Origin of the sequence: Neisseria shayeganii, assembly GCF_014054965.1 — a bacterium.
Lineage (GTDB): Bacteria > Pseudomonadota > Gammaproteobacteria > Burkholderiales > Neisseriaceae > Eikenella > Eikenella shayeganii.
Genome location: NZ_CP059567.1, coordinates 144,111 through 163,953 on the forward strand (window position 1 = coordinate 144,111; position 19,843 = coordinate 163,953).

The following is a 19,843-nucleotide window of genomic DNA, read 5'->3' on the forward strand; positions in this document are numbered from 1 at the left end:
TCTGCCGAAACAAATCCATGCCGAACTCCGCTGTGAACCCGCTCCAATTCGACCAACACCATCTCTGGCATCCCTACACGTCCATGACCCGCCCGCTGCCCGCCTTGTTGGTCAAACGGGCGCAAGGCGCGGAAATCGAGCTGCAAGACGGCACGCGCCTGATTGACGGCATGTCTTCCTGGTGGTGCGCCATCCACGGCTACAACCATCCCGTGCTCAATCAGGCGGTGCAAGACCAGCTGGCCGAGATGTCGCACATCATGTTCGGCGGACTCACCCACCGGCCGGCCATCGAATTGGGCGAGCAGCTGCTCTCGATTGCGCCGCCGCAGATGGACAAAATCTTTTATGCCGATTCCGGCTCGGTGGCGGTGGAAGTGGCGCTGAAAATGGCGGTGCAGTATTGGGCGGGCGTAGGGCGGCCGCAGAAAAACAATATCGCCACCGTGCGCAGCGGCTACCACGGCGATACCTGGAATGCGATGTCGGTGTGCGATCCGGTAAACGGCATGCACCACATTTTCGGCAGCAGCCTGCCGCAGCGCCTGTTTGCCGATGCGCCTAAGGTGCGTTTCGGCGAAGCGTGGCGCGAAGAGGATTTGGATCCGGTGCGCCGCCTGTTTGCCTGCCACGGCGGCGAGATTGCGGCGTTCATCATCGAGCCGGTGGTGCAGGGCGCGGGCGGGATGTTTTTTTATCACCCCGAATACCTGCGCGGTTTGGCGGCTTTGTGCCGCGAGCACGATATTTTGCTGGTGTTCGACGAAATCGCCACCGGCTTCGGCCGCATCTGCCGCCTGTTTGCCTGGGAGCATGCCGGCGTGCAGCCAGACATCATGTGCATCGGCAAGGCGCTCACCGGCGGTTATATGACGCTGTCGGCGGTGCTGGCCACGCGGCAGGTGGCCGAAGGCATCAGCGCGGGCGGCGGTGTGTTTATGCACGGCCCCACCTTTATGGCCAACCCGCTGGCTTGCGCGGTGGCGCTGGCGTCCACCCGCTTGCTGCTGTCGCAAGACTGGCAGGCGAATATCCGCCGCATCGAAGGCCGTTTGCAGGGACTGCAGGCGGCGCGTGCCTGCGTTCAGGTAGCCGATGTGCGTGTGTTGGGCGCCATCGGCGTGGTGGAGCTTACCCGCGCGGCGGATATGGATAAGGTGCAGCGCCTGCTGCCGCAATTGGGCGTATGGCTGCGGCCGTTCGGGCGTTTGGTGTATCTGATGCCGCCTTATGTGATCAGCAACGAACAGTTGGATGATTTAGTGGCGCAAACCCTTAAGCTGGTGGCCGAACTATGAACAGGCTACCTAAAAGCTGGCAGGCCTGGTTGGCCGGCCGCATGGCGGAAAAAGAGGCGGCACACAATCAAAGACGGCTGCAGCCTTTGGCGCGGCAGGGCGTTTATGTGCGGCATCAGGGGCGGCGCCTGGTGAATCTGGCCGGCAACGACTATCTGGGCATCGGCGCCGACACCGAGTGGCTGGCCGAGTTTTGGGCGCAAACGCCGCCCGAAGAGCGTTTGCCGTCCGCCTCCGCTTCCCAGCTGCTGGCCGGCCATGCGCCTGCCCACCGGCGCTTGGAACACACGCTGACCGAGTTGTTTCAAGCGCCCGCCGCCGTCGGCTTTACCAGCGGCTATCAAATGAACCAGGGCTTGTTGGCGGCTTTGGCCGGCGGCCCGCACACGCTGGTGTTGGCCGACAAACTGGTGCACGCCAGCATGGTGGACGGCATATTGCTGTCGAAAGCCCCGTTCCGCCGCTACCGCCACAACGACATGGCGCATTTGGCCGACCTGCTCGCGCGCCACCACCGCGATTACGAACGCATCGTGATCGTGACCGAAAGCATTTTCAGCATGGACGGCGACGAAGCCGATCTGGCGCAACTGGTACGTTTCAAACGCCAATATGCCAACGTGGCGCTGTATGTGGACGAAGCCCATGCCGTCGGCGTGCGCGGCGCAAAAGGGCTAGGTTGTGCCGAAGCGGCCGGCTGCATTAGTGAGATCGATTTTTTGGTCGGCACTTTCGGCAAGGCCGTCGGCTCAGTGGGCGGCTACCTGATTTGCAGCGACTTGGTGCGCCGTTATGTGGTGAACCACGTGCGGCCGCTGATTTTCAGCACCGCCTTGCCGCCCCTCAATGCGGCGTGGACCGATTTCGTGCTGCGCCGCCTGCCTGCTTTGCACGAGCGCCGCCGCCATCTGGCCGCCATCAGCAGCCGCTTGGCCGATGCCGTGTGCGAAAAATACGGCGTTTGCCCCTCCACCTCGCACATCGTGCCGCTGATTACCGGTACCAACCAATCGGCTTTGGACAAAGCCGCCGAGCTGATGCGGCACGGCTTTTACGCCGCCGCCGTCCGTCCGCCCACCGTGCCCAACCATCAGGCGCGGGTGCGCTTCAGCCTGAGCGCGGCTTTGGATGAAGAAACCGTGGCCAGGCTGGCGGAGGCGCTATGATTTGCCCCGATTTGGTAAAAAGCCGTTTTGAAAAATCCTTTGCCTCTTATGATGCCCATGCCGCCGTGCAGGCCGACATCAGCGCGGAGCTGTTTGCCCAATGGCAGCGGCAGCGGCCGCAGGCCGGCCGCCTGCTCGAGCTGGGTTGCGGCACCGGCAACCTCACCCGCCGTTTGGCCGGCCTGATTGGGCTGGAAAACGTGTACCTCAACGATTTGTGCCGCCAGTCGGCCGGCTTGACCGCGCTGTTTCCCGCCGGCTGCGCCCGTTTTCTGGCAGGCGATATGGAAAGCGTGGCGCTGCCGCAGGATTTGGACGCCGTGGTATCCGCCTCCGCCGTGCAATGGGCCAACGATTTGCCTCGTTTGCTGGGCCGTTGCGCCGACAGCCTCAAACGCGGCGGCTGGCTGGTGCTCTCCAGCTTCGGCCCGCAGCACTACGCCGAAACCAAAGCCCTCACCGGCATCGGCCTGACTTACTACTCCCTCGAGCAATACTGCGATTGGCTGGCGCCGCAGTTCGACATCGTGTGCACGCAGCAAACGCTGCGCCGCCTGGTTTTTGCGCAGCCGTCTATGGTATTGGCCCACATGCGCCACACCGGCGTTTCCGGCGTGCAGCGCACCCCGTGGAGCCGGCGGCAGTTGCGGGCGTTTGAGGCCGATTACACAGCACGCTTCGGCAGTGGTGCCGGCGTGCCGCTTACCTACCATCCCCTTTTGCTGTTGGCGAGGAAAAAATGAAGCATCTGCACGGCACCTACTTTATCGGCGGCATCGACACCGATGCCGGCAAAACCGTGGCCACCGGCTATCTCGCCGCCCGCATCGCCCAAGCCGGCGGCCGCGTCATCACCCACAAACCGGTGCAAACCGGCTGCACGGATCTGGCGGACGACATCCTCCGCCACCGCGCCATCATGGGCTGCGGGCTGTTGGTCGAAGACCGCGACAAGCTCACCATGCCGCAGATGTTCCCCTACCCCTGCTCCCCCCATCTGGCCGCCGAGCTGGCCGGCCGCGCCATCGACTTCGCCGCCATCGACCATTCCCTCGCCGTCTTGCAGCAGCGTTACGACACCGTTTTGGTAGAAGGCGCCGGCGGCCTGCTGGTGCCGCTGCGGGAAGATTATCTGCAAATCGACTGGGTGCGCGAGAAGCAGTGGCCGGTGATTTTGGTGAGCAGCGGCAAACTCGGCAGCATCAACCACACCCTGCTCAGTCTCGAAGCCCTGCGCCACCGCGGCATCCCCCTGGCCGGCGTGGCCTACAATCCGTTTTTCCGCAGCCAAGACGAAACCATCCACCAAAACACCCACGCTTATCTGCAAGGCTACCTGAAACGGCATTTCCCGCAGGCCGCCTGGTGGGACATTCCCTGCCTGCCGGAGCGGTAACCACCTTTTCAGGTAGCCTGAGTGAGGCTACCTGAAAGCCTATTAACCATGGACGAGTTATCCCATTTTTAACTGCCTATCTGGTATGGTCCTTAAATGGATAATATGCCTGGAGTCCAGTACAACTGAACGGGTTTGGGCGTGAAAATACCCATACCATCTATGATTAGCCGGGCAGCCATCGCTCATTTTATTTAGGAGAAAACGTTATGAAACTGAAAGCCCCAAGCGCCAGCGAAGAATTGTTCCATCAGGTCGCCTTGCAAAGCAGCCGTTTGTCGGCTCAGGCTCAGAGCAAAATTATTCGTGGAGACAATGGAACAAACCATTTGAGCGGCGATTCTGAAGATGACGAAATTTACGGCTATGGCGGAAGAGATTGGCTATATGGAGGATACGGTAACGACAAACTCTATGGCGGCGGGGATAGAGATCATATTTATGGCTACGGTGGGAATGATGAGCTTTACGGTGAGGATGGTGATGATTATTTGGCCGGCGGAGATGGCGATGACAAGCTCTATGGCGGCCGCGGCGATGATGAGGCTGACGGTGGCAGAGGTAATGATACCTACCTATTTGATGCCGCGTTTGGTTTGGACGAGATAGCGGAATTAGAAGGCCATGACCGCATCGAATTTACCGCCCACCGGCGCGATCAGATCGCCATCCAAAGGGAATACGGGGAATTACTGCTGGTGGCAGGTAGCAACGACATCGTACATGTGGAATCTTTTTTTGACCAAGCGGCCCGCCGCATTGAAAGCATCCAGTTTACCGATCGAACCGAGCTGAACTTGGAAGACATTTGGGTCCAATTCGAGCAACCGAACGTCCAGCACATCAACGGCAGCGGCAAATTGCACGGCAGCCGCTTCCATGACGTTTTAAACGGCCAAAACGGCGATGATTTCCTCTACGGTTACCGAGGTGACGACATTCTTCGAGGCGGTCAGGGCAATGATGTGTTGGGTGGTGATGATGGCAACGATGTTTTGGAAGGTGGAGACGGTAACGATATTCTCCTTGCCGGCGAGGGCGACGACATAATCGATGGCGGTAGCGGCGATGACGAGCTGCATGGCGGAGGCGGCAACGACACCTACCGCTTCGGTGCCGCCTTCGGTCGGGATGAAATTTGGACTGATGAGATTTGGAATGAGGATGGTTCCGACCGCATCGAATTCACCCGCTACCAACGAGCCGATGTCCGTTTCAGCCGCGGCAGTGGAGAGGAACAAAACGATCTGCTGATCGATACCGCCGACGGCAATCAAATCACGGTACGGTGGCAATATGACAATGATTTGGACGGTATTGAGGCCATCAAATTTGCCGACGGCAGCATCCTGCAGGCCGCCGACTTCCTCAAGCCCTATCTGATCAACGGCACCGCCAACCACGACACCCTCAACGGCAGCTTTGGCCGCGACATCATCAACGGCCAAAGCGGCCACGACAAACTCTACGGTCACGCCGACGACGACCTGCTCAGCGGCGGCTGGGGCAAAGACCAACTGTGGGGCGGCGAAGGCAACGATACCCTCTACGGCGAACACGACGACGACAAGCTCTACGGCGACAGCGGCAACGACATCCTCTACGGCAACAACGGCCATGATCTCCTCAGCGGCGGCTGGGGCTACGACCGGCTGTGGGGCGGTGCCGGCAACGACACCATTTACGGTGAGCACAACGACGACATGCTCTACGGCGAAGCCGGCAACGACAAACTCTACGGCAACAGCGGCAACGACAAACTCTACGGCGGCGACGGCAACGACGTCCTCACCGGCGGCTGGGGCGACGACCACATGTGGGGCGACAAAGGCAACGACGTCCTCTACGGCGAGCATAACAACGACCGCCTCTTCGGCGGCAGCGGCAACGACCGTTTATACGGTAACAGCGGCAACGACCTGCTCGGTGGCGGCTGGGGCGACGACCGGCTGTGGGGCGGCGACGGCAACGATACCCTTTACGGCGAGCACAACAACGATGTGCTCTACGGCGGCGCCGGCAAAGACATCCTCTACGGCGGTGCCGGCAAAGACACCTTCGTCTTCGACAGCGCCTTAAACAGCAGCAACGTAGATACCGTAAAAGACTTCAGCCGCGGCACCGACCTGCTGGCCTTAGGCAAAGCCATCTTCAGCGGCCTGGGCAACAGCATCGAAGCAGCCGAATTCGGCCTGGGCAGCAGTGCCACCAACAGCAGCCAGCGCATTCTGTTCAACCAAGCCGACGGCAAGTTGTACTACGACGCCGACGGCAACGGCAGTGCCGCCGCCGTCCACTTCGCCACCCTGCAGGGCAGTGGATTGAACCAGCTCGACCATACCAGTTTCAGCCTGATTTAAAGCCTAATGTAAACCGCGCCCGTGTTTGCAACAGCTTTCAGGTAGCCTGAGACCTTTGCAAAATTTGGCCTCACCCAGCATCCGAAACCGTAGCCTATGGTTTCGGATATTTTCATCGCTTTTTGGCCAAACTTCCCTGTTCTCCTCTACGGATTGCCTGTTTTTTAGACAATCCGCTGCCCTTTAGGCAGCGACAGGCACACTGAGCCTGTTGGCTGCTTTCAACAGGTTCACACATATCGCTTTCAGGTGGCTTTGTGCACTCACTTTGCGCAGACCAAAATAGGCTGCCCGGGCATGGCGGAATTTGCGGTGCAACGTACCGAAGCTTTGTTCCACCACATAGCGCACTTTCGCCAGCCGGCCGTTGCGGATTTTCTGCTCTTGGCTTAACGGTCGGCCACGGTGTGCTTTTTGCATGATGCCGTCCCGCAGCTGATGTTTTTCCAAATGTTGCCGGTTTTCCATGCTGTCGTAGCCTTTATCGGCATAAACCGTCGTCTCTTGGGCCAAGCCTGCCAACAAAGGCAGCAGGTGTTTGCACTCATGGGCGTTGGCCGGGGTGATGTGCAGTTTCTCGATATAGCCGTCCGCATCGGTGCGGGTGTGTTGTTTGTAGCCCAGATGGAAGCGGCCGTCTTTTTTGATCCAACGGGCATCCGGGTCTTTGCTGGGGGTGGTTTCGCCACAGACAACGCCTTCGTCATCCACTTCGATGGCCTGACGCTGTTTGCCGCCGGCCGTCTGAATAATGGTGGCGTCAACGATGGCGGCGGATGCTTTTTCTACTTTTAAGCCCTGGTCAGTCAGTTGGCGGTTAATCAGATCCAGTAGTTCGGCCAAGGTGTTGTCTTGTGCCAGCCAGTTGCGGAAACGGCAAAGGGTGCTGTGGTCGGGAATGCAAAAGTCGTCGAAGCGACAGAAGAGTTGGAAATCGATGCGGGTGATGAGGCTGTATTCGAGTTCGGGGTCGGAAAGGCTGTGCCATTGGCCGAGCAGGATGGCTTTGAACATGGAGAGCACAGGATAGGCGGGACGGCCACCATTGTCGCGCACGTAGCGGGTTTTGCGGCCGGTAAGGTATTGTTCGATGTGTGTCCAGTCGAGTATGCGGTCGAGCTTGATAAGCGGGAAGCGGTCGAGATGTTTTTCGATGTGGTGGAGGGCGTCGGTGTGTAAAAAGCTGCTCATGAAGCAAATCCTCTGCATTCCTTGGGCCGGATGGGTGGGGAATGTAGAGGATTTGGGGGTGTTTTGCAAAGGTCTCAGCCTGAGGCTACCTGAAAGTAATAGTCGAGCAGAAACAGCACTTCATTTACCATGAAGTGCTGTTTATTTGTGTGGAGATTGTATGAGGGGCGCAGTGTTGCTGTGCCAGGGCTACCAAGCCGCCCAGGCCAGGCGGGCTTTGAGGCCGTAGTAGCTGCTGATGCCGCTGGTGCTGTGGCGGATTTTGCCGTGGCGCAGGATGACGATGGTGGGGAAGGCTTTGATTTGCCAGGCGGCGGCCAGGCGGCCTTGCGGGTCGGCCACGGCGGGAAACTGCCAGCCGTGCTGTTTCAGGTAGCCTGCGATGTCGGCCTCGCTGCCGGAGGCGGTGGCGATGCTGAGCACGCGCACGCCGTCTTGGCGCAGCTGTTCGATGGCGGGCGAGGTGTGGCGGCAGATGCCGCACCAGCTGCCCCAGAAATACAGCACTACCGGCTCTTGCCGGCTGAGTTCGGCGGGGTTGAGGGCACGGCCGTCGGCGGTGTGCAGGGTTTGGTCGGCATCGGCGGGCAAAACGGGGGCGCGCCACCAGTCGAACAGCCACATCACGGCAAAGATCAGCAGCAGGGTTTGGCTGGCTTGGCGCAGCCAGTAGCGCAGGGATTTTGGGCGGGCGGGCTTCATCGGGCTACCTGAAAACGGTTTGTTATTCGGCTTCTTTGAGCAGTTTGCGTTCGTACACGGATTGGGCGAGCGTGCCGGCGTCGATGTATTCCAGTTCGCTGCCCAAGGGCATGCCGTGGGCCAGCCGGCTGACGCGGTAGGGCAGGGTTTTGAACAGCTCGGCCAACACATAGGCGGTGGCGTTGCCTTCGGGGGTGAAGGCGGTGGCGATGATGACTTCTTCCACCGGGCTGTTTTGCAGCCGCGCCACCAGTTTGTCGAGCGCGATGTGTTGCAGGTCCATGCCCTGCGCGGGGCTGATCTGCCCCATCAGCACGAAATAGAGGCCGTCGTGGCAGTTGGCGGCTTCCATGCCGGCCACGTCGGCGGGCAGGTGGACAATCATCAGGCGGCGCGGGTCGCGGTTTTGGTCGGCGCAAATGGCACACAATTCGCCTTCGCAAAAGGTGTTGCACAGGCGGCAGTGCTGCACGGCGGTCAGGGCGTGCTGCAGGGCGGCGGCCAGCTCGGCGGCGCCGTCGCGCTTGTGGCGCAACAGTTCGTAAGCCATGCGGCGGGCGGATTTGGGGCCGACATTGGGCAATATTTTGAGGGCGTCGGTGAGGCGGCCGAAGGCGTCGGATTTTTTACGGCTCATGGCGTGGAAAGCGGCTGGCGGGCAAAGTGGGCATTTTACTATACCTGTTTGGCCGCTGCAGGCTACCTGAATGGGCGGCGGCGAATGTTAAAAACGCGCAAAAGCGCCGGCGGGCGCGGCCGGCCGGCTTGGCATTTGGCGCGGCGGCAAGCATAATCCGCCCCTATGGACAAACAAGCCGATACCTTCCGCATTTTTCTGGAAAACGAAGCCGCCGCCGATGCGCTGGCCGAACGCTGGGCGCCGCATTTGCAGGCGCCGCTTACGGTGTGGCTGGATGGTGATTTGGGCGCCGGCAAAACCACGCTGGTGCGCGCACTCTTGCGCCGTCTCGGCCATCAGGGCGCGGTGAAAAGCCCCACTTATGCGCTGGTGGAAAGCTACCGCGTGGGCGGCACCGACATCCACCATTTCGACCTCTACCGTTTCACGTCGCCCGAGGAGTGGGAAGACGCGGGCTTGGACGATTTGTTCGAGCAACCCGGCCTGCGCTTTATCGAATGGCCGCAAAACGGCGGCGGATTCACGCCGCCGCCCGATGTTCAGGTAGCCTTGAGCGTGCAGGACGGCGGCCGCCTGTGCACCCTCACCGCCCTCACCGACAACGGCAGACAAAGTTTGGCAATATGAACTCTCCCTTTACCCGCAGACAGTTTCTCGGCGGCAGCGCCGGCCTGCTCTTGCTCGGCCTCTCCGCCACCGCCTGGGGGCGCAACACGCCGCAGTTTGTGGCCGTGCGCATCTGGCCGGCCCATTCCTACACCCGTCTCACCATCGAATCCACCCAGCCCGTGCGCTACAAGCACTTCACGCTCGACAACCCGCGCCGCTTGGTGGTGGATATCCAAGGCGCTACCCTCAACAGCGTATTGCAGGGCCTGTCGCAAAAAGTGGTGAGCACCGACCCCTATATCCACAATGTGCGCGTGGGGCAGTACAACCCCGAAACCATCCGCGTGGTGATGGATTTGAAAACCGCGGTCAATCCGCAGGTGTTTGCGCTGCCGCCGGTGGCCAACTTCCAGCACCGGTTGGTGGTGGATCTGTATCCCACTCAGGCCGTGGCTTTGGCGCAGGAGCAGAACGACCCCTTGATGGCGCTCTTGCAGGATTACAGCAACGGCAAAATCCGCAGCGACGGTACCGCCGAAGCCAGCGCGCAGACGCATGTGCCGCCGGTACAGCACACCCCGCCGCCCGCCCAAACCGCCCGCAACCGCAAGCCGGTGATCATGCTCGACCCCGGCCACGGCGGCGAAGACCCGGGCGCCATCGGCCCCAGCGGCGTGCGCGAGAAAGACGTGGTGCTGTCGATCGCCCGCGAAACCCGCCGCGAAATGGAGCGCATGGGCTATCAGGTGTATATGACGCGCAACGAAGACGTGTTCCTGCCCTTGCGCGTGCGCGTGGCCAAGGCGCGCAGCCAGAAGGCCGATGTGTTTATTTCCATTCACGCCGATTCCTTTACCACGCCCAATCCGCGCGGCGCCGGCGTGTACGCCCTCAGCCGCGGCCGCGCCACCAGCGAGGCCGCCCGCCGGCTGGCGCAGTCGCAAAACGCGGCCGACCTGATCGGCGGCATCCGCAGCAGCGGCAACAGCCAAGTGGACAATACCCTGCTCGATTTGGTGCAGACCGCCACCATCAACGACAGTTTGAAGCTCGGCAAAGCGGTGCTCAACGAAATGGGCAAGATCAACCGCCTGCACAAAGGCCATGTGGATCAGGCCGGTTTTGCCGTGTTGCGCGCGCCGGATATTCCGTCGATTTTGGTGGAAACCGCGTTTATTTCCAATCCCACCGAGGAGCGGCTGCTGGCCAGCGGCGAATTCCGCAAAAAAGCCGCCCGCGCGATTGCCGCCGGCACCAAGCAATATCTGGCCCACGCGGTGTTGGCGAGGCGTTGAGGCGGCCAACGCCCTTCATTGCCGAGGCGGATTGACCGCATGGCAACATGAAAACAGGCTGAGACCTTTGCAAAACCCCCATCTGCGGCGCATTTCTGCGTTGTGCGCTGCTCACTCGCTTGCCTATCTATATGATATGTCTGCGCTCGCTGCGCTGCTACGCCTTGAACTGCATCCACATCTGGAGGTTTTGCAAAGGTCTCAGGCTACCTGAAAGTTTCAGGTAGCCTGTTTGCTTGCCGCGAAGCGGTGTCATCAATTGCGGCTTAATGGACATTTGGGTTGGTTTTTAGAGAACTTAGCTTCTAATGGACATTTAGGTTGGTTTTTGAGCTCTTTTTTGCTTCCTAAACTCCAAAGAAATTATCTATAAACAGTCTTTTAGATTCCATACTCATCCCGGCATGGCAGCGTATTTTGGTCTTCAATTCGCCAAATTTCCCTTCTAAGCGGTTGGTGGTGTTCGGTATCATCAGTTTTTGATTTTGTTGATACGTGAATAAATAGCTCAGGTTGCGCCTCAGACTGTGGTAAGCACTTCTCAATCTTTTGTGGGTGTACCACTTTTGGTGTCCGTCTATGCTGTAGCTGAGTTCGTTCAAATAGTCGCGATGTCTTGCATGCCATAAAAACAGCTCACTCTCAAAGTCGGCTTTGCTGTAGCCAAACAAACTGTCAGCCAACTCTTTCGGCTCTCTGCCTGCGTCCGACTTTGGACGGCGGGTCAGATAGCGGCGGACGGTTTGCTGTTGGTGAAATTGACAGAGTTGGAAAGGAATGTCGGGATACAGTGTGCTCAATCCTTTGAAGCCGTCGGCAGTGATGCTTTGAATGGCAATGCCTTTATTGAGAATAGCCTTTAACCCTTGTTCATAGAGTACGGTACTTTCTTTTGCCACATACTGCTTGTGCAGCACTTGGCCGTTGAGGCTGTTCATAAACACCATGACGCCGAAAGCTCTGCCGAAGTAGGTTGTGTCCATGATGATGTTGGCAACCGGATGGGGCGGCGGCGGCCGATGCAGGCTGGCTTGTTTGAGGCGGCGCTGTATGGTTTTTAAGCTGCAACGGTGCCGATGGGCCAGTTGGGCATAAGTTTGTTTGAGGTGGATGTACTCATACAAAAGACAGTCATTGTCGAGTGTCTTTGAGACCGGGAGAAATTTGTTGCAGGCAGAACATTTATATCTTTGCCTACCGTTTTTTCTTCCGTATTTGATAAGGGTGTTTTGATGGCAAAACGGGCATTTTTAACAAACATTGGCAAAAAACCGCTGAAAGCCTTGTATGCTAAGGATTACAGCGGTTTTTACCAACCCAAATGTCCATTAAGCCTCAATTGCTGTGTTTCAGCTGTTCCATCACCTGCGGGTTTTCCAGAGTGGAAATATCGGACGTGATTTCCTCGCCTTTGGCCAGCGAACGCAGCAGGCGGCGCATGATTTTGCCGGAGCGGGTTTTGGGCAGGTTTTCGCCGAAGCGGATGTCGTCGGGCTGGGCGATTTTGCCGATTTCGTGCGCCACCCAGTTTTTCAGCTCCTGAGCCAGCTTCTGTTTGTCGGCGTCATTCTGCGGATACTCGCCTTTGAGCACCACAAAGGCCACCACCGCTTCGCCTTTCACGTCGTGCGGTTTGCCCACCACGGCGGCTTCGGCCACCAGCGGGTTGGCCACCAATGCCGATTCGATTTCCATGGTGCCCAAGCGGTGGCCGGACACGTTCAAGACATCATCTACGCGGCCCATGATCCAGATGTAGCCGTTTTCGTCGCGGTGGGCCGAGTCGCCGGCCACATAGTATTTGCCGCCGAAGTCTTCGGGGAAGTAGGTGGACTTGAAGCGTTCGTCGTCGCCCCATACGGTGCGCAGCAGAGAGGGGAAGGGGCGTTTGATGACGAGGAAGCCGCCGTTGCCTTTTTCCACCGGCGCGCCGGATTCGTCCACAATATCGGCCATGATGCCGGGCAGCGGCAGGGTGCAGGAGCCGGGCTTGATGGCCACGGCGCCGGGCAGGGGGGCGATCATATTGGAGCCGGTTTCGGTTTGCCACCAAGTGTCCACAATCGGGCAGCGGCCGCCGCCCACCACTTCGTAATACCACATCCACGCTTCGGGATTGATCGGCTCGCCCACGGTGCCGAGCAGGCGCAGGCTGGAGAGGTCGAATTGGCTGGGCGCGTCTGCTCCCAGCTTGATCAGCGAGCGGATGGCGGTGGGCGCGGTGTAGAAGGTGGTGACTTTGTGTTTTTCGATGGTGCTCCAGAAGCGCGAGGCGTCGGGATAAGTGGGTACGCCTTCAAACACAATCTGGGTGGCGCCTACCGCCAGCGGGCCGTAGGCGATGTAGGTGTGGCCGGTGATCCAGCCCACGTCGGCGGTACACCAATACACATCGTCGTCTTTGTAGTCGAACACCCATTTCATGCTCATGATGGCGCCGAGCAGGTAGCCGCCGGTGCTGTGCTGCACGCCTTTGGGTTTGCCGGTGGAGCCGGAAGTGTAGAGAATGAACAGCGGGTCTTCGGCATTCATCCATTCCGGTTCGCATTCCGCGCTTTGGCCGGCGACCAGTTCGTCCCAGAATACGTCTTTGCCGCCCATGGCCACGTCGGCATCGGTGCGGCGGAACACCACCACTTTTTCCACGCTCGGGCAGTCGCCGTCGGCCAGCGCTTCGTCCACCGTGGCTTTCAGCGGCACGCGCTTGCCGCCGCGCACGCTTTCGTTGGCGGTGATGATGACTTTTGCCGCCGCATCTTTCACGCGGTCTTTTACCGCGCCGGAGGAGAAGCCGCCGAACACCACGGAATGGATGGCGCCGATGCGGGCGCAGGCCTGCATCGCCACCACGGCATCGGGCACCATCGGCATATAAATCACCACGCGGTCGCCTTTTTCTACGCCCAGGGATTTCAGGCCGTTGGCAAAGCGGCACACGCGCTCGTACAACTCGCGGTAGCTGATGGTTTCGCTGCTGCCGTCGTCTTTTTCGTAAATGATGGCGGTTTTGTCGGCTTTGTCGGCCAGGTGGCGGTCGAGGCAGTTGTAGGAAATGTTGAGGATTCCGTCGTCAAACCATTTGAAAAACGGCGCATTGCGCTCGTCGAGTACGCGGGAAAAGGGTTGGTGCCAGCTGATGTGTTCGCGGGCCAGCGCACCCCAGAAACCTTCGTAGTCTTCGTCGGCCTTCTCGCACAGCGCGTGGTAGCCCTCCATACCGCTGACGTTGGCGCGGGTGCGGGTTTGGTCGCTGGGTTCGAATACCCGGTTTTCTTTCAAGACGGATTCAATCGCAGACATAATGTGACTCCTTTGCGGATAGGCGGTCGGGGGAAAGAATATAAGGCTACCTGAAAGCGGCGGAAGCCGGTTTTAGGTAGCCTTATGTGCGCTCTCTACTTTTCCTTTATATACTTGATTCGGTCTTGGTAGCGGGCTACTGAAGAACGTGGGCGCATTGAACCCGAATTGCGCCGGAGAAGCCAATCTTTTTTTTGGATAGCCGCCATCAGGCCGTGCAATCATGTTGGGATAAGTAAATAAAACTTATCCTTTTTTCTTTTGATTGAAGAGCGGTTGCTCGGGTGTGAGAAGATGTGCTGCACTGCACAAAAAACGGGCGGCGGCAGGCTGGCAGGCAGACGGCCTGCCCTAGCCAGTATGGTTGTTATAAGGTATCATCCGCTTCCCGTTTTTCCGGATCAACGAAAGACTGCCTTGGGTATGTATTCTTGGTTGCTCGGCGGCCTCGGCGGCCGTCTGTTGCTGGCCGCGGTGCTGATTGCCGTGATGGCGGCCTTATTTTTTTGGGCGGTGGCCGCATGAGCATTTTGGTGGACAACCTTACCGTGAGCTACCGCCGGCATCCGGTGGTGCATCATGTTTGCTGCGCTTTTGAGGCGGGTGGCAAATGGGCGCTGTGCGGGCCCAACGGTGCCGGTAAATCCACGCTGCTGAAGGCGGTGATGGGTCTGCTGCAGGCGGATACCGGCGCGGTGTTGTGGGAAGGTTTGTCGCGCCGCGATATTGCCTATCTGCCCCAGCAGGCGGAAACCGACCGCAGCCAGCCGATGTCGGTGTACGAATTGGCGGCTTTGGGCCTGTGGTACGAAATCGGCTTTTTCGGCGGCATCAACCGTGGGCAGAAAGAGCGGGTGTGGGAAGCGCTGGCGCGGGTGGGGATGGCGGATTTCGCCCGCCGCCCGATCAGCCAGCTGTCCAACGGCCAATTCCAGCGCGTGTTGTTTGCCCGTATGTTGGTACAGGATGCGCGCTTTCTGCTGCTGGACGAACCGTTTAATGCGGTGGACGCCCGCACCACCGAAGCGCTGCTGGACCTGTTGGACCAATGCCACCGTCAGGAAGGACGGGCGGTGGTGGCCGTGCTGCACGATTACGAGCAGGTGCGGGCCCATTTTCCGCACACCCTGTTGATTGCCCGCGAAAAAATTGCCGCCGGCGCCAGCGGCGAGGTGCTGACGGCAGGCTACCTGAAAGCCGCCAACGATGCGATGCGGCAGATGGAAAGCCGGGAGTGGTGCGAGCGCTGAGCCATCACGCTGACGATACGCCTTTGATGACCCAATCCTGTTCTGTTTTCAGGTAGCCTGAGATCTTGGCAAAACCTGCATCTGTGCCGCATTTCTGTGTTGTGCGCTGTTGCGTCTTGAACAGTGTCCATATTGGGGGCTTGGCGATTGGGGGCTTGGCCAAGGTCTCTGTCTGTTTTCCCGTTTTTACCGAAGTGTGCTGATGAATTTAATCGAATTGATCACCGACCCCTTTGCCGACAGCTTTATGCGCTATGCCTTGGCTTCGGTGTTGTTTTTGGCCGTCGGTGCCGCGCCGGTGGGCGTGTTTCTGGTGATGCGGCGCATGAGCCTGATCGGCGATGCGCTCGGCCATGCGGTGCTGCCCGGTGCGGCGGCAGGCTATATGCTCACCGGCACGCTCAGCCTGCCGGCAATGAGCATCGGCGGCTTTGCCGCCGGCATCGCCATGGCGCTGCTGGCCGGGCTGGTGAGCCGATTGACCAATTTGAAAGAAGACGCCAATTTTGCCGCCTTTTATCTGGCCAGCCTGGCCTTGGGGGTGGTGCTGGTGAGTAGCCACGGCAGCAATGTGGATTTGCTGCATCTGCTGTTCGGCTCGGTGCTGGCGGTGGATGACGCTTCGCTGCTGCTGGTGTGGTGCGTGAGTGCGGTGTCGGTGCTTACCTTAGCGGTGATTTACCGCCCGCTGATGCTGGAGAGCGTGGACCCGCTGTTTCTGCGTGCGGTCAACGGCAAGGGCGGTTTGTGGCATGTGCTGTTTCTGATGCTGGTGGTGCTGAATCTGGTGGCCGGCTTTCAGGCCATGGGCACGCTGATGTCGGTGGGGCTGATGATGCTGCCGGCGATTACCGCCCGTCTGTGGGCGCGCAGCATGGGCGGGTTGATCGGCCTGGCGGTGCTGTTTGCGCTGTTGTGCAGTTTTTGCGGGCTGTTGTTTTCTTATTATGTGGACATTCCGTCGGGCCCGGCGATTATTTTGTGGCTGGGCGGGCTGTATGCGGTGTCGCTGTTTGCCGGCCGCGAGGGCGGCATGCTGCCGAAGTGGTGGCGCGGCCGGCACAAAACGGTTTGATTGGATCAACGAAAAGGAGTTGGAAGATGAACATGAAACGATGGAAGCTCGGCCTGGTGGCCGCCCTGTTTTCAGGTAGCCTGTATGCCGCGCCGATGGAAGTGGTGGCCAGTTTCAGCATTTTGGGCGATGTGGTGAAGCAGGTGGGCGGCGAGCGCGTGAACGTAACCAATCTGGTCGGCCCCGACCAAGACGCACATGCCTACAACCTCACCAGCCGCGATTTGCGCACCGTGCGCAATGCCAAGCTGGTGCTGGTGAACGGCTTGGGCTTTGAGCAGGCGGCGGTGATGCGCGGCATCCGCCAAAGCGGCGTACCCTTTGCCGAAGCCACCCAAGGCATCCGCCCGATAAAAGCCGAAGCGCACGACCACCATCACCACGATCACGATCATGACCACGGCCATGACCATCATCATCACGACCACGGCGAATTCGACCCGCATGTGTGGAGCGATCCCGTGCTGATGCGCACTTACGCGCAGAATGTGGCCAACGCCCTGATCCGCGTGGATCCCGAAGGCCGCGCCTATTACCAACAGCGCCTCACCGACTATCAGGGCCGGCTCAATGCCCTGCACCAGTGGGCAAACAGTCAGTTCAACAGCGTGCCGCAGGCGCGGCGCAAAGTGTTGATCGGCCACCATTCGTTCGGCTATCTGGGCCAGCGCTACAAAGTGGAATTCGTTGCCCCGCAAGGCGTCAGCACCGATGCCCAGCCTTCCGCGCAACAGGTGGCGGCTTTGATCCGTCAAATCCGCAGCCAAAACATCCGCGCGGCGTTTAGCGAAAACATCAAAGATGCGCGTATGGTGCAGCGCATCGCTCAGGAAACCGGCATCCGCATCAACGGCAAACTCTACACCGACGCCCTCAGCCGCGGTGCGCCCGCCGCCACTTACGAGCAGATGTTCCGCTACAATGTGAACGCCATGGTCAATGCCATGAAACAATAAGCATTTGTAGCAAATAGCAAAAGGCTACCTGAAAACTTTTAGCTACGCAGAAACCCGCGCAGCTCGTTTTCAGGTAGCCTTTTATGATGTGGACGAATCAGGCCGTCAAGTGTCTGCAGTGGCGCTGTCGGCGGGCAGATGCGGGGCAATGATTTTCAGCATTTGGGCCAGCACTTTCGGATTGGCCGCCACAATGTCGCCGCTTTCCAGCCAGCCCTCGTTGCCGCGCAAATCGGTGACGATGCCGCCGGCTTCCTGCACAATCAGCGCACCGGCGGCGATGTCCCACGGCTTGAGGTTGAATTCGAAAAAGCCGTCGAAACGGCCGCAGGCCACGGCGCACAAATCCAAAGAGGCGGCGCCTTCGCGGCGGGCGCCGGCGGTTTTGGCGAGGAAGTCGCGCAGAATGGCCAGATAGCGGTCCATCATGCTTTGGTCCACCACCGGAAAGCCGGTGCCGATCAGGCTGCGGTTCATTTCGATGCGGTTGGAAACGCGGATGCGGCGGTCGTTGAGCAGGGCGCCTTTGCCGCGCGAAGCCATGTATAAATCGTTGCGTTCGGGGGCGTAAACCAGGGCTTCCTGCAACACGCCTTTGTGCAGCAGGGCCATGGAAATGGCGTATTGCGGATGGCCGTGCAGGTAGTTGGTGGTGCCGTCCAAGGGGTCGATGATCCATTCGTATTCGGCGCGCGGGTTGCCGCGGCTGCCGCCTTCTTCGGCGGTGATTCTGTGCTGGGGATAGGCCTCGAGCAGGATGTCGCTGATGATGGCTTCGGCGTTGCGGTCGATTTCGGAAACGAAGTCGTTGAAGGCTTTGCTGTCCACTTTCACGGCAGACAGATTGTTGGCGGCGCGCATCATCATGTCGCCGGCGCGGCGGGCGGCCTTGAAGGCGGTGTTGAGAACGGGATTCATGGGGTTTTCCTGTGATGAAACCGCCGGCAGGGGCGGCAAGGGGTTGATGCAGGGATTTGTTAAAGAGCAAAGGCCGCTATTATACGCGGGAAAAAGGGGCGGCGGTATGGCCGCGGTTTACCTTTGGCCGGCGGCGTTCTAATATATGGCTGCCCGCGCGGCAAGGCTTTAAAATCGGGCGGCCGCCCTGATTTAAGGCGTGTTGCCAGAAAGCTTGGGCAGTGGTTGTGAGTAAAGACCGCCACCATGTTTTTTGACGACACGCCCCAGGCTACCTGAAAACCTGTTGACTAAAGGATATCCAAATATGACAGCCATTCTGATTACGCTGGCGCTGATTCTGCTGCTGGTGGGTTTGTTGGGCGCGGTGCATCCGGCGCTGCCGGGTATGCCGCTGATGTTTATGGGCGCCTGGCTGCTGGCTTACAGCCAGGATTACCAAGTCATCGGCTCGACCGCGCTGATTGTGATGGGCGTGCTGCTGGCGGTGGCGATGGCGTTGGATTATGTGTCCGGCTTGCTGGGCGCGAAGTTTACCGGTGCCAGCAAAGAGGCGCTTTGGGGCTCGGTCATCGGCGGCTTGGTGGGGCTGTTTTTTGCGCTGCCCGGCATGGTGTTCGGCCCCTTGGTGGGCGCGGCGGCCGGCGAATTTTGGGCGCGGCGCAATCTGCTGCGTGCGGGCAAAGTGGGCGTCGGCACCTTTATCGGCTTTATCGTCGGGGTGGTGGCCAAGCTGGGCTGCGCCTTGGTGGTGTTGTTCAGCATTGCCGGGCTGTATATTTATTATTGGTTGAGTTAAATTCACCGAACAGGCTTTCAGGCTGAGACCTTTGCAAAACCTCCAGATGTGGATGCAGTTCAAGGCGTAGCAGCGCAGCGAGCGCAGACATATCATATAGATAGGCAAGCGAGTGAGCAGCGCACAACGCAGAAATGCGCCGCAGATGGGGGTTTTGCAAAGGTCTCAGGCTACCTGAAAGCCCATACCGTATGTTTTTTGAGGACCACCCATGATCGGCTTAATCCTGATGACCCATGAAACCTTGGGCAAATCCTATACCGAACTGGCCGAGCACTTCTTCGGCGGGGTGCCCGAGTATCTGGGCATTGTCGGCGTACATCCGCAGGAAGACCCGGAAGCGGTGTGGCAGCGGGCGCGCGCCGAAGCGGCGAGGGTGGATGCCGGCAGCGGCGTGCTGGTGTTGGCCGATATTTACGGCGCCACCCCCTGCAATGTGGGCAGCCGCCTGTTGGCGGACGGCGGGCGCGTGGTGTTGGCCGGCATGAATGCGCCGATGGTGATCAAAGCCCTGCAATACGCGCCGCAAGCGCAGGATTTGGTGGTATTCGCCCAAAAAGTGCGGCAAACCGGTTTGGACGGTATTGTTTGTTTACATTCGCAAGAGGGAGACGCATCATGCTGAAACAGGAAGCGGAAATCATCAACAAGCTCGGCCTGCATGCGCGGGCCTCGTGCAAATTCACCCAAACCGCCGGCGGCTTCCAGTCGGACGTATGGGTGAGCCGCGATGGCAAACGGGTAAACGGCAAAAGCATCATGGGCTTGATGATGTTGGCCGCCGCCAAAGGCGCGGTGATTGAAATCGAAACCGACGGCGCCGACGAAGCCGCCGCCATGAATGCCCTGCTGGCCTTGATCAACAACTATTTCGACGAAGGCGAGTAA

20 protein-coding genes and 1 pseudogene are annotated in these 19,843 nt (G+C 59.4%); 14 read left to right on the forward strand and 7 right to left on the reverse strand.

Going from position 1 to position 19,843, the window contains the following annotated elements; genetic code table 11:
- Window positions 1-17 precede the first annotated feature (17 nt).
- The 5 genes from bioA (at window position 18) to H3L94_RS12765 (ending at window position 6,220) form a co-directional block, all read left to right on the forward strand.
- Window positions 18-1,298 carry an adenosylmethionine--8-amino-7-oxononanoate transaminase gene (gene bioA, locus H3L94_RS00645; protein ID WP_182122251.1) on the forward strand — a complete coding sequence of 427 codons (1,281 nt, stop codon included), beginning with the start codon at window positions 18-20 and terminating at the stop codon, window positions 1,296-1,298.
- Window positions 1,295-2,464, forward strand: a complete 1,170-nt coding sequence (locus H3L94_RS00650; RefSeq protein ID WP_182122252.1) for an aminotransferase class I/II-fold pyridoxal phosphate-dependent enzyme — start codon at window positions 1,295-1,297, stop codon at window positions 2,462-2,464. Before bioA ends, H3L94_RS00650 begins: the two co-directional genes overlap by 4 nt.
- Window positions 2,461-3,207 carry a methyltransferase domain-containing protein gene (locus H3L94_RS00655; RefSeq protein ID WP_182122253.1) on the forward strand — a complete coding sequence of 249 codons (747 nt, stop codon included), beginning with the start codon at window positions 2,461-2,463 and terminating at the stop codon, window positions 3,205-3,207. Before H3L94_RS00650 ends, H3L94_RS00655 begins: the two co-directional genes overlap by 4 nt.
- Before the next feature lie 5 nt (window positions 3,208-3,212).
- The gene (gene bioD, locus H3L94_RS00660) at window positions 3,213-3,860 is read left to right on the forward strand and encodes a dethiobiotin synthase (protein ID WP_220457329.1); all 648 of its coding nucleotides are present in this window, start codon (window positions 3,213-3,215) and stop codon (window positions 3,858-3,860) included.
- Window positions 3,861-4,069: 209 nt separating this feature from the next.
- Window positions 4,070-6,220 carry a calcium-binding protein gene (locus tag H3L94_RS12765; protein ID WP_182122255.1) on the forward strand — a complete coding sequence of 717 codons (2,151 nt, stop codon included), beginning with the start codon at window positions 4,070-4,072 and terminating at the stop codon, window positions 6,218-6,220.
- A gap of 183 nt (window positions 6,221-6,403) precedes the next feature.
- Here H3L94_RS12765 and H3L94_RS00670 read toward each other — a convergent pair whose 3' ends face one another.
- From H3L94_RS00670 to recR, 3 genes are all read right to left on the reverse strand, one after another.
- Complete coding sequence (locus H3L94_RS00670; RefSeq protein ID WP_182122256.1) at window positions 6,404-7,411, reverse strand: IS5 family transposase; 1,008 nt, start codon at window positions 7,409-7,411, stop codon at window positions 6,404-6,406.
- A gap of 189 nt (window positions 7,412-7,600) precedes the next feature.
- Window positions 7,601-8,113: a protein disulfide oxidoreductase gene (locus tag H3L94_RS00675; protein ID WP_009119908.1), complete on the reverse strand. Its 513-nt coding sequence runs from the start codon at window positions 8,111-8,113 to the stop codon at window positions 7,601-7,603.
- Window positions 8,114-8,135: 22 nt separating this feature from the next.
- The gene (gene recR / locus H3L94_RS00680) at window positions 8,136-8,750 is read right to left on the reverse strand and encodes a recombination mediator RecR (RefSeq protein ID WP_182122257.1); all 615 of its coding nucleotides are present in this window, start codon (window positions 8,748-8,750) and stop codon (window positions 8,136-8,138) included.
- A gap of 165 nt (window positions 8,751-8,915) precedes the next feature.
- Here recR and tsaE point away from each other — a divergent pair, with 165 nt between their 5' ends.
- The 3 genes from tsaE (at window position 8,916) to H3L94_RS12180 (ending at window position 10,871) form a co-directional block, all read left to right on the forward strand.
- Window positions 8,916-9,380: a tRNA (adenosine(37)-N6)-threonylcarbamoyltransferase complex ATPase subunit type 1 TsaE gene (tsaE, locus tag H3L94_RS00685; protein ID WP_182122258.1), complete on the forward strand. Its 465-nt coding sequence runs from the start codon at window positions 8,916-8,918 to the stop codon at window positions 9,378-9,380.
- Window positions 9,377-10,657, forward strand: a complete 1,281-nt coding sequence (locus tag H3L94_RS00690) for an N-acetylmuramoyl-L-alanine amidase (protein WP_182122259.1) — start codon at window positions 9,377-9,379, stop codon at window positions 10,655-10,657. Before tsaE ends, H3L94_RS00690 begins: the two co-directional genes overlap by 4 nt.
- 67 nt (window positions 10,658-10,724) lie before the next feature.
- Window positions 10,725-10,871: a lipoprotein signal peptidase gene (locus tag H3L94_RS12180; protein ID WP_342355416.1), complete on the forward strand. Its 147-nt coding sequence runs from the start codon at window positions 10,725-10,727 to the stop codon at window positions 10,869-10,871.
- A 133-nt stretch (window positions 10,872-11,004) separates the two neighbouring features.
- On the opposite strand, the pseudogene H3L94_RS00695 reads toward H3L94_RS12180, so the two are convergent.
- Both H3L94_RS00695 and acs read right to left on the reverse strand, forming a co-directional pair.
- Window positions 11,005-11,895: pseudogene (locus H3L94_RS00695) on the reverse strand (IS256 family transposase, variant Zn-binding type); the annotation flags it as partial.
- Window positions 11,896-11,992: 97 nt separating this feature from the next.
- A complete protein-coding gene (gene acs / locus H3L94_RS00700; protein WP_182122260.1) occupies window positions 11,993-13,957 on the reverse strand; it encodes an acetate--CoA ligase in 1,965 nt (654 codons plus the stop codon).
- A 521-nt stretch (window positions 13,958-14,478) separates the two neighbouring features.
- Here acs and H3L94_RS00705 point away from each other — a divergent pair.
- The 3 genes from H3L94_RS00705 to H3L94_RS00715 all read left to right on the forward strand — a co-directional run bounded on the left by H3L94_RS00705 (window position 14,479) and on the right by H3L94_RS00715 (window position 17,238).
- Window positions 14,479-15,207, forward strand: coding sequence for a metal ABC transporter ATP-binding protein (locus H3L94_RS00705; protein WP_182122261.1), 729 nt, complete (start codon window positions 14,479-14,481; stop codon window positions 15,205-15,207).
- A gap of 202 nt (window positions 15,208-15,409) precedes the next feature.
- On the forward strand, window positions 15,410-16,282 hold the full coding sequence (locus H3L94_RS00710; RefSeq protein WP_009119900.1) for a metal ABC transporter permease: 873 nt from the start codon (window positions 15,410-15,412) through the stop codon (window positions 16,280-16,282).
- A gap of 32 nt (window positions 16,283-16,314) precedes the next feature.
- Window positions 16,315-17,238, forward strand: a complete 924-nt coding sequence (locus H3L94_RS00715; RefSeq protein WP_182123071.1) for a metal ABC transporter solute-binding protein, Zn/Mn family — start codon at window positions 16,315-16,317, stop codon at window positions 17,236-17,238.
- A 105-nt stretch (window positions 17,239-17,343) separates the two neighbouring features.
- On the opposite strand, the gene H3L94_RS00720 is transcribed toward H3L94_RS00715, so the two are convergent.
- Window positions 17,344-18,156 (reverse strand): inositol monophosphatase family protein, encoded by an 813-nt coding sequence (locus H3L94_RS00720; protein ID WP_182122262.1) that lies wholly within the window; start codon window positions 18,154-18,156, stop codon window positions 17,344-17,346.
- A gap of 307 nt (window positions 18,157-18,463) precedes the next feature.
- On the opposite strand from H3L94_RS00720, the gene H3L94_RS00725 reads away from it, so the two are divergent.
- The gene (locus tag H3L94_RS00725) at window positions 18,464-18,955 is read left to right on the forward strand and encodes a DUF456 domain-containing protein (RefSeq protein ID WP_009119895.1); all 492 of its coding nucleotides are present in this window, start codon (window positions 18,464-18,466) and stop codon (window positions 18,953-18,955) included.
- On the opposite strand, the gene H3L94_RS12185 is transcribed toward H3L94_RS00725, so the two are convergent.
- Entirely contained in the window at window positions 18,915-19,148 is a 234-nt protein-coding gene (locus H3L94_RS12185; protein ID WP_244958856.1) for a signal peptidase, read from the reverse strand. The genes H3L94_RS00725 and H3L94_RS12185 overlap by 41 nt on opposite strands.
- Before the next feature lie 18 nt (window positions 19,149-19,166).
- Between H3L94_RS12185 and H3L94_RS00730 the strand changes: the two genes are divergently transcribed.
- Both H3L94_RS00730 and H3L94_RS00735 read left to right on the forward strand, forming a co-directional pair.
- Window positions 19,167-19,580 (forward strand): PTS sugar transporter subunit IIA, encoded by a 414-nt coding sequence (locus H3L94_RS00730; RefSeq protein WP_009119894.1) that lies wholly within the window; start codon window positions 19,167-19,169, stop codon window positions 19,578-19,580.
- Window positions 19,574-19,843, forward strand: a complete 270-nt coding sequence (locus tag H3L94_RS00735) for an HPr family phosphocarrier protein (protein WP_009119893.1) — start codon at window positions 19,574-19,576, stop codon at window positions 19,841-19,843. Before H3L94_RS00730 ends, H3L94_RS00735 begins: the two co-directional genes overlap by 7 nt.

Coding starts and splice junctions, on each gene's coding strand:
- H3L94_RS00730 (WP_009119894.1), top strand. CDS start 19,167: ATGATCGGCTTAATCCTGATGACCCATGAAACCTTGGGCAAATCCTAT.
- recR (WP_182122257.1), bottom strand. CDS start 8,750: ATGAGCCGTAAAAAATCCGACGCCTTCGGCCGCCTCACCGACGCCCTC.
- H3L94_RS00675 (WP_009119908.1), bottom strand. CDS start 8,113: ATGAAGCCCGCCCGCCCAAAATCCCTGCGCTACTGGCTGCGCCAAGCC.
- H3L94_RS00670 (WP_182122256.1), bottom strand. CDS start 7,411: ATGAGCAGCTTTTTACACACCGACGCCCTCCACCACATCGAAAAACAT.
- acs (WP_182122260.1), bottom strand. CDS start 13,957: ATGTCTGCGATTGAATCCGTCTTGAAAGAAAACCGGGTATTCGAACCC.
- H3L94_RS00735 (WP_009119893.1), top strand. CDS start 19,574: ATGCTGAAACAGGAAGCGGAAATCATCAACAAGCTCGGCCTGCATGCG.
- H3L94_RS00655 (WP_182122253.1), top strand. CDS start 2,461: ATGATTTGCCCCGATTTGGTAAAAAGCCGTTTTGAAAAATCCTTTGCC.
- H3L94_RS12765 (WP_182122255.1), top strand. CDS start 4,070: ATGAAACTGAAAGCCCCAAGCGCCAGCGAAGAATTGTTCCATCAGGTC.
- H3L94_RS00690 (WP_182122259.1), top strand. CDS start 9,377: ATGAACTCTCCCTTTACCCGCAGACAGTTTCTCGGCGGCAGCGCCGGC.
- H3L94_RS00725 (WP_009119895.1), top strand. CDS start 18,464: ATGACAGCCATTCTGATTACGCTGGCGCTGATTCTGCTGCTGGTGGGT.
- H3L94_RS00710 (WP_009119900.1), top strand. CDS start 15,410: ATGAATTTAATCGAATTGATCACCGACCCCTTTGCCGACAGCTTTATG.
- H3L94_RS00720 (WP_182122262.1), bottom strand. CDS start 18,156: ATGAATCCCGTTCTCAACACCGCCTTCAAGGCCGCCCGCCGCGCCGGC.
- H3L94_RS00705 (WP_182122261.1), top strand. CDS start 14,479: ATGAGCATTTTGGTGGACAACCTTACCGTGAGCTACCGCCGGCATCCG.
- H3L94_RS00650 (WP_182122252.1), top strand. CDS start 1,295: ATGAACAGGCTACCTAAAAGCTGGCAGGCCTGGTTGGCCGGCCGCATG.
- bioA (WP_182122251.1), top strand. CDS start 18: ATGCCGAACTCCGCTGTGAACCCGCTCCAATTCGACCAACACCATCTC.
- tsaE (WP_182122258.1), top strand. CDS start 8,916: ATGGACAAACAAGCCGATACCTTCCGCATTTTTCTGGAAAACGAAGCC.
- H3L94_RS00715 (WP_182123071.1), top strand. CDS start 16,315: ATGAAACGATGGAAGCTCGGCCTGGTGGCCGCCCTGTTTTCAGGTAGC.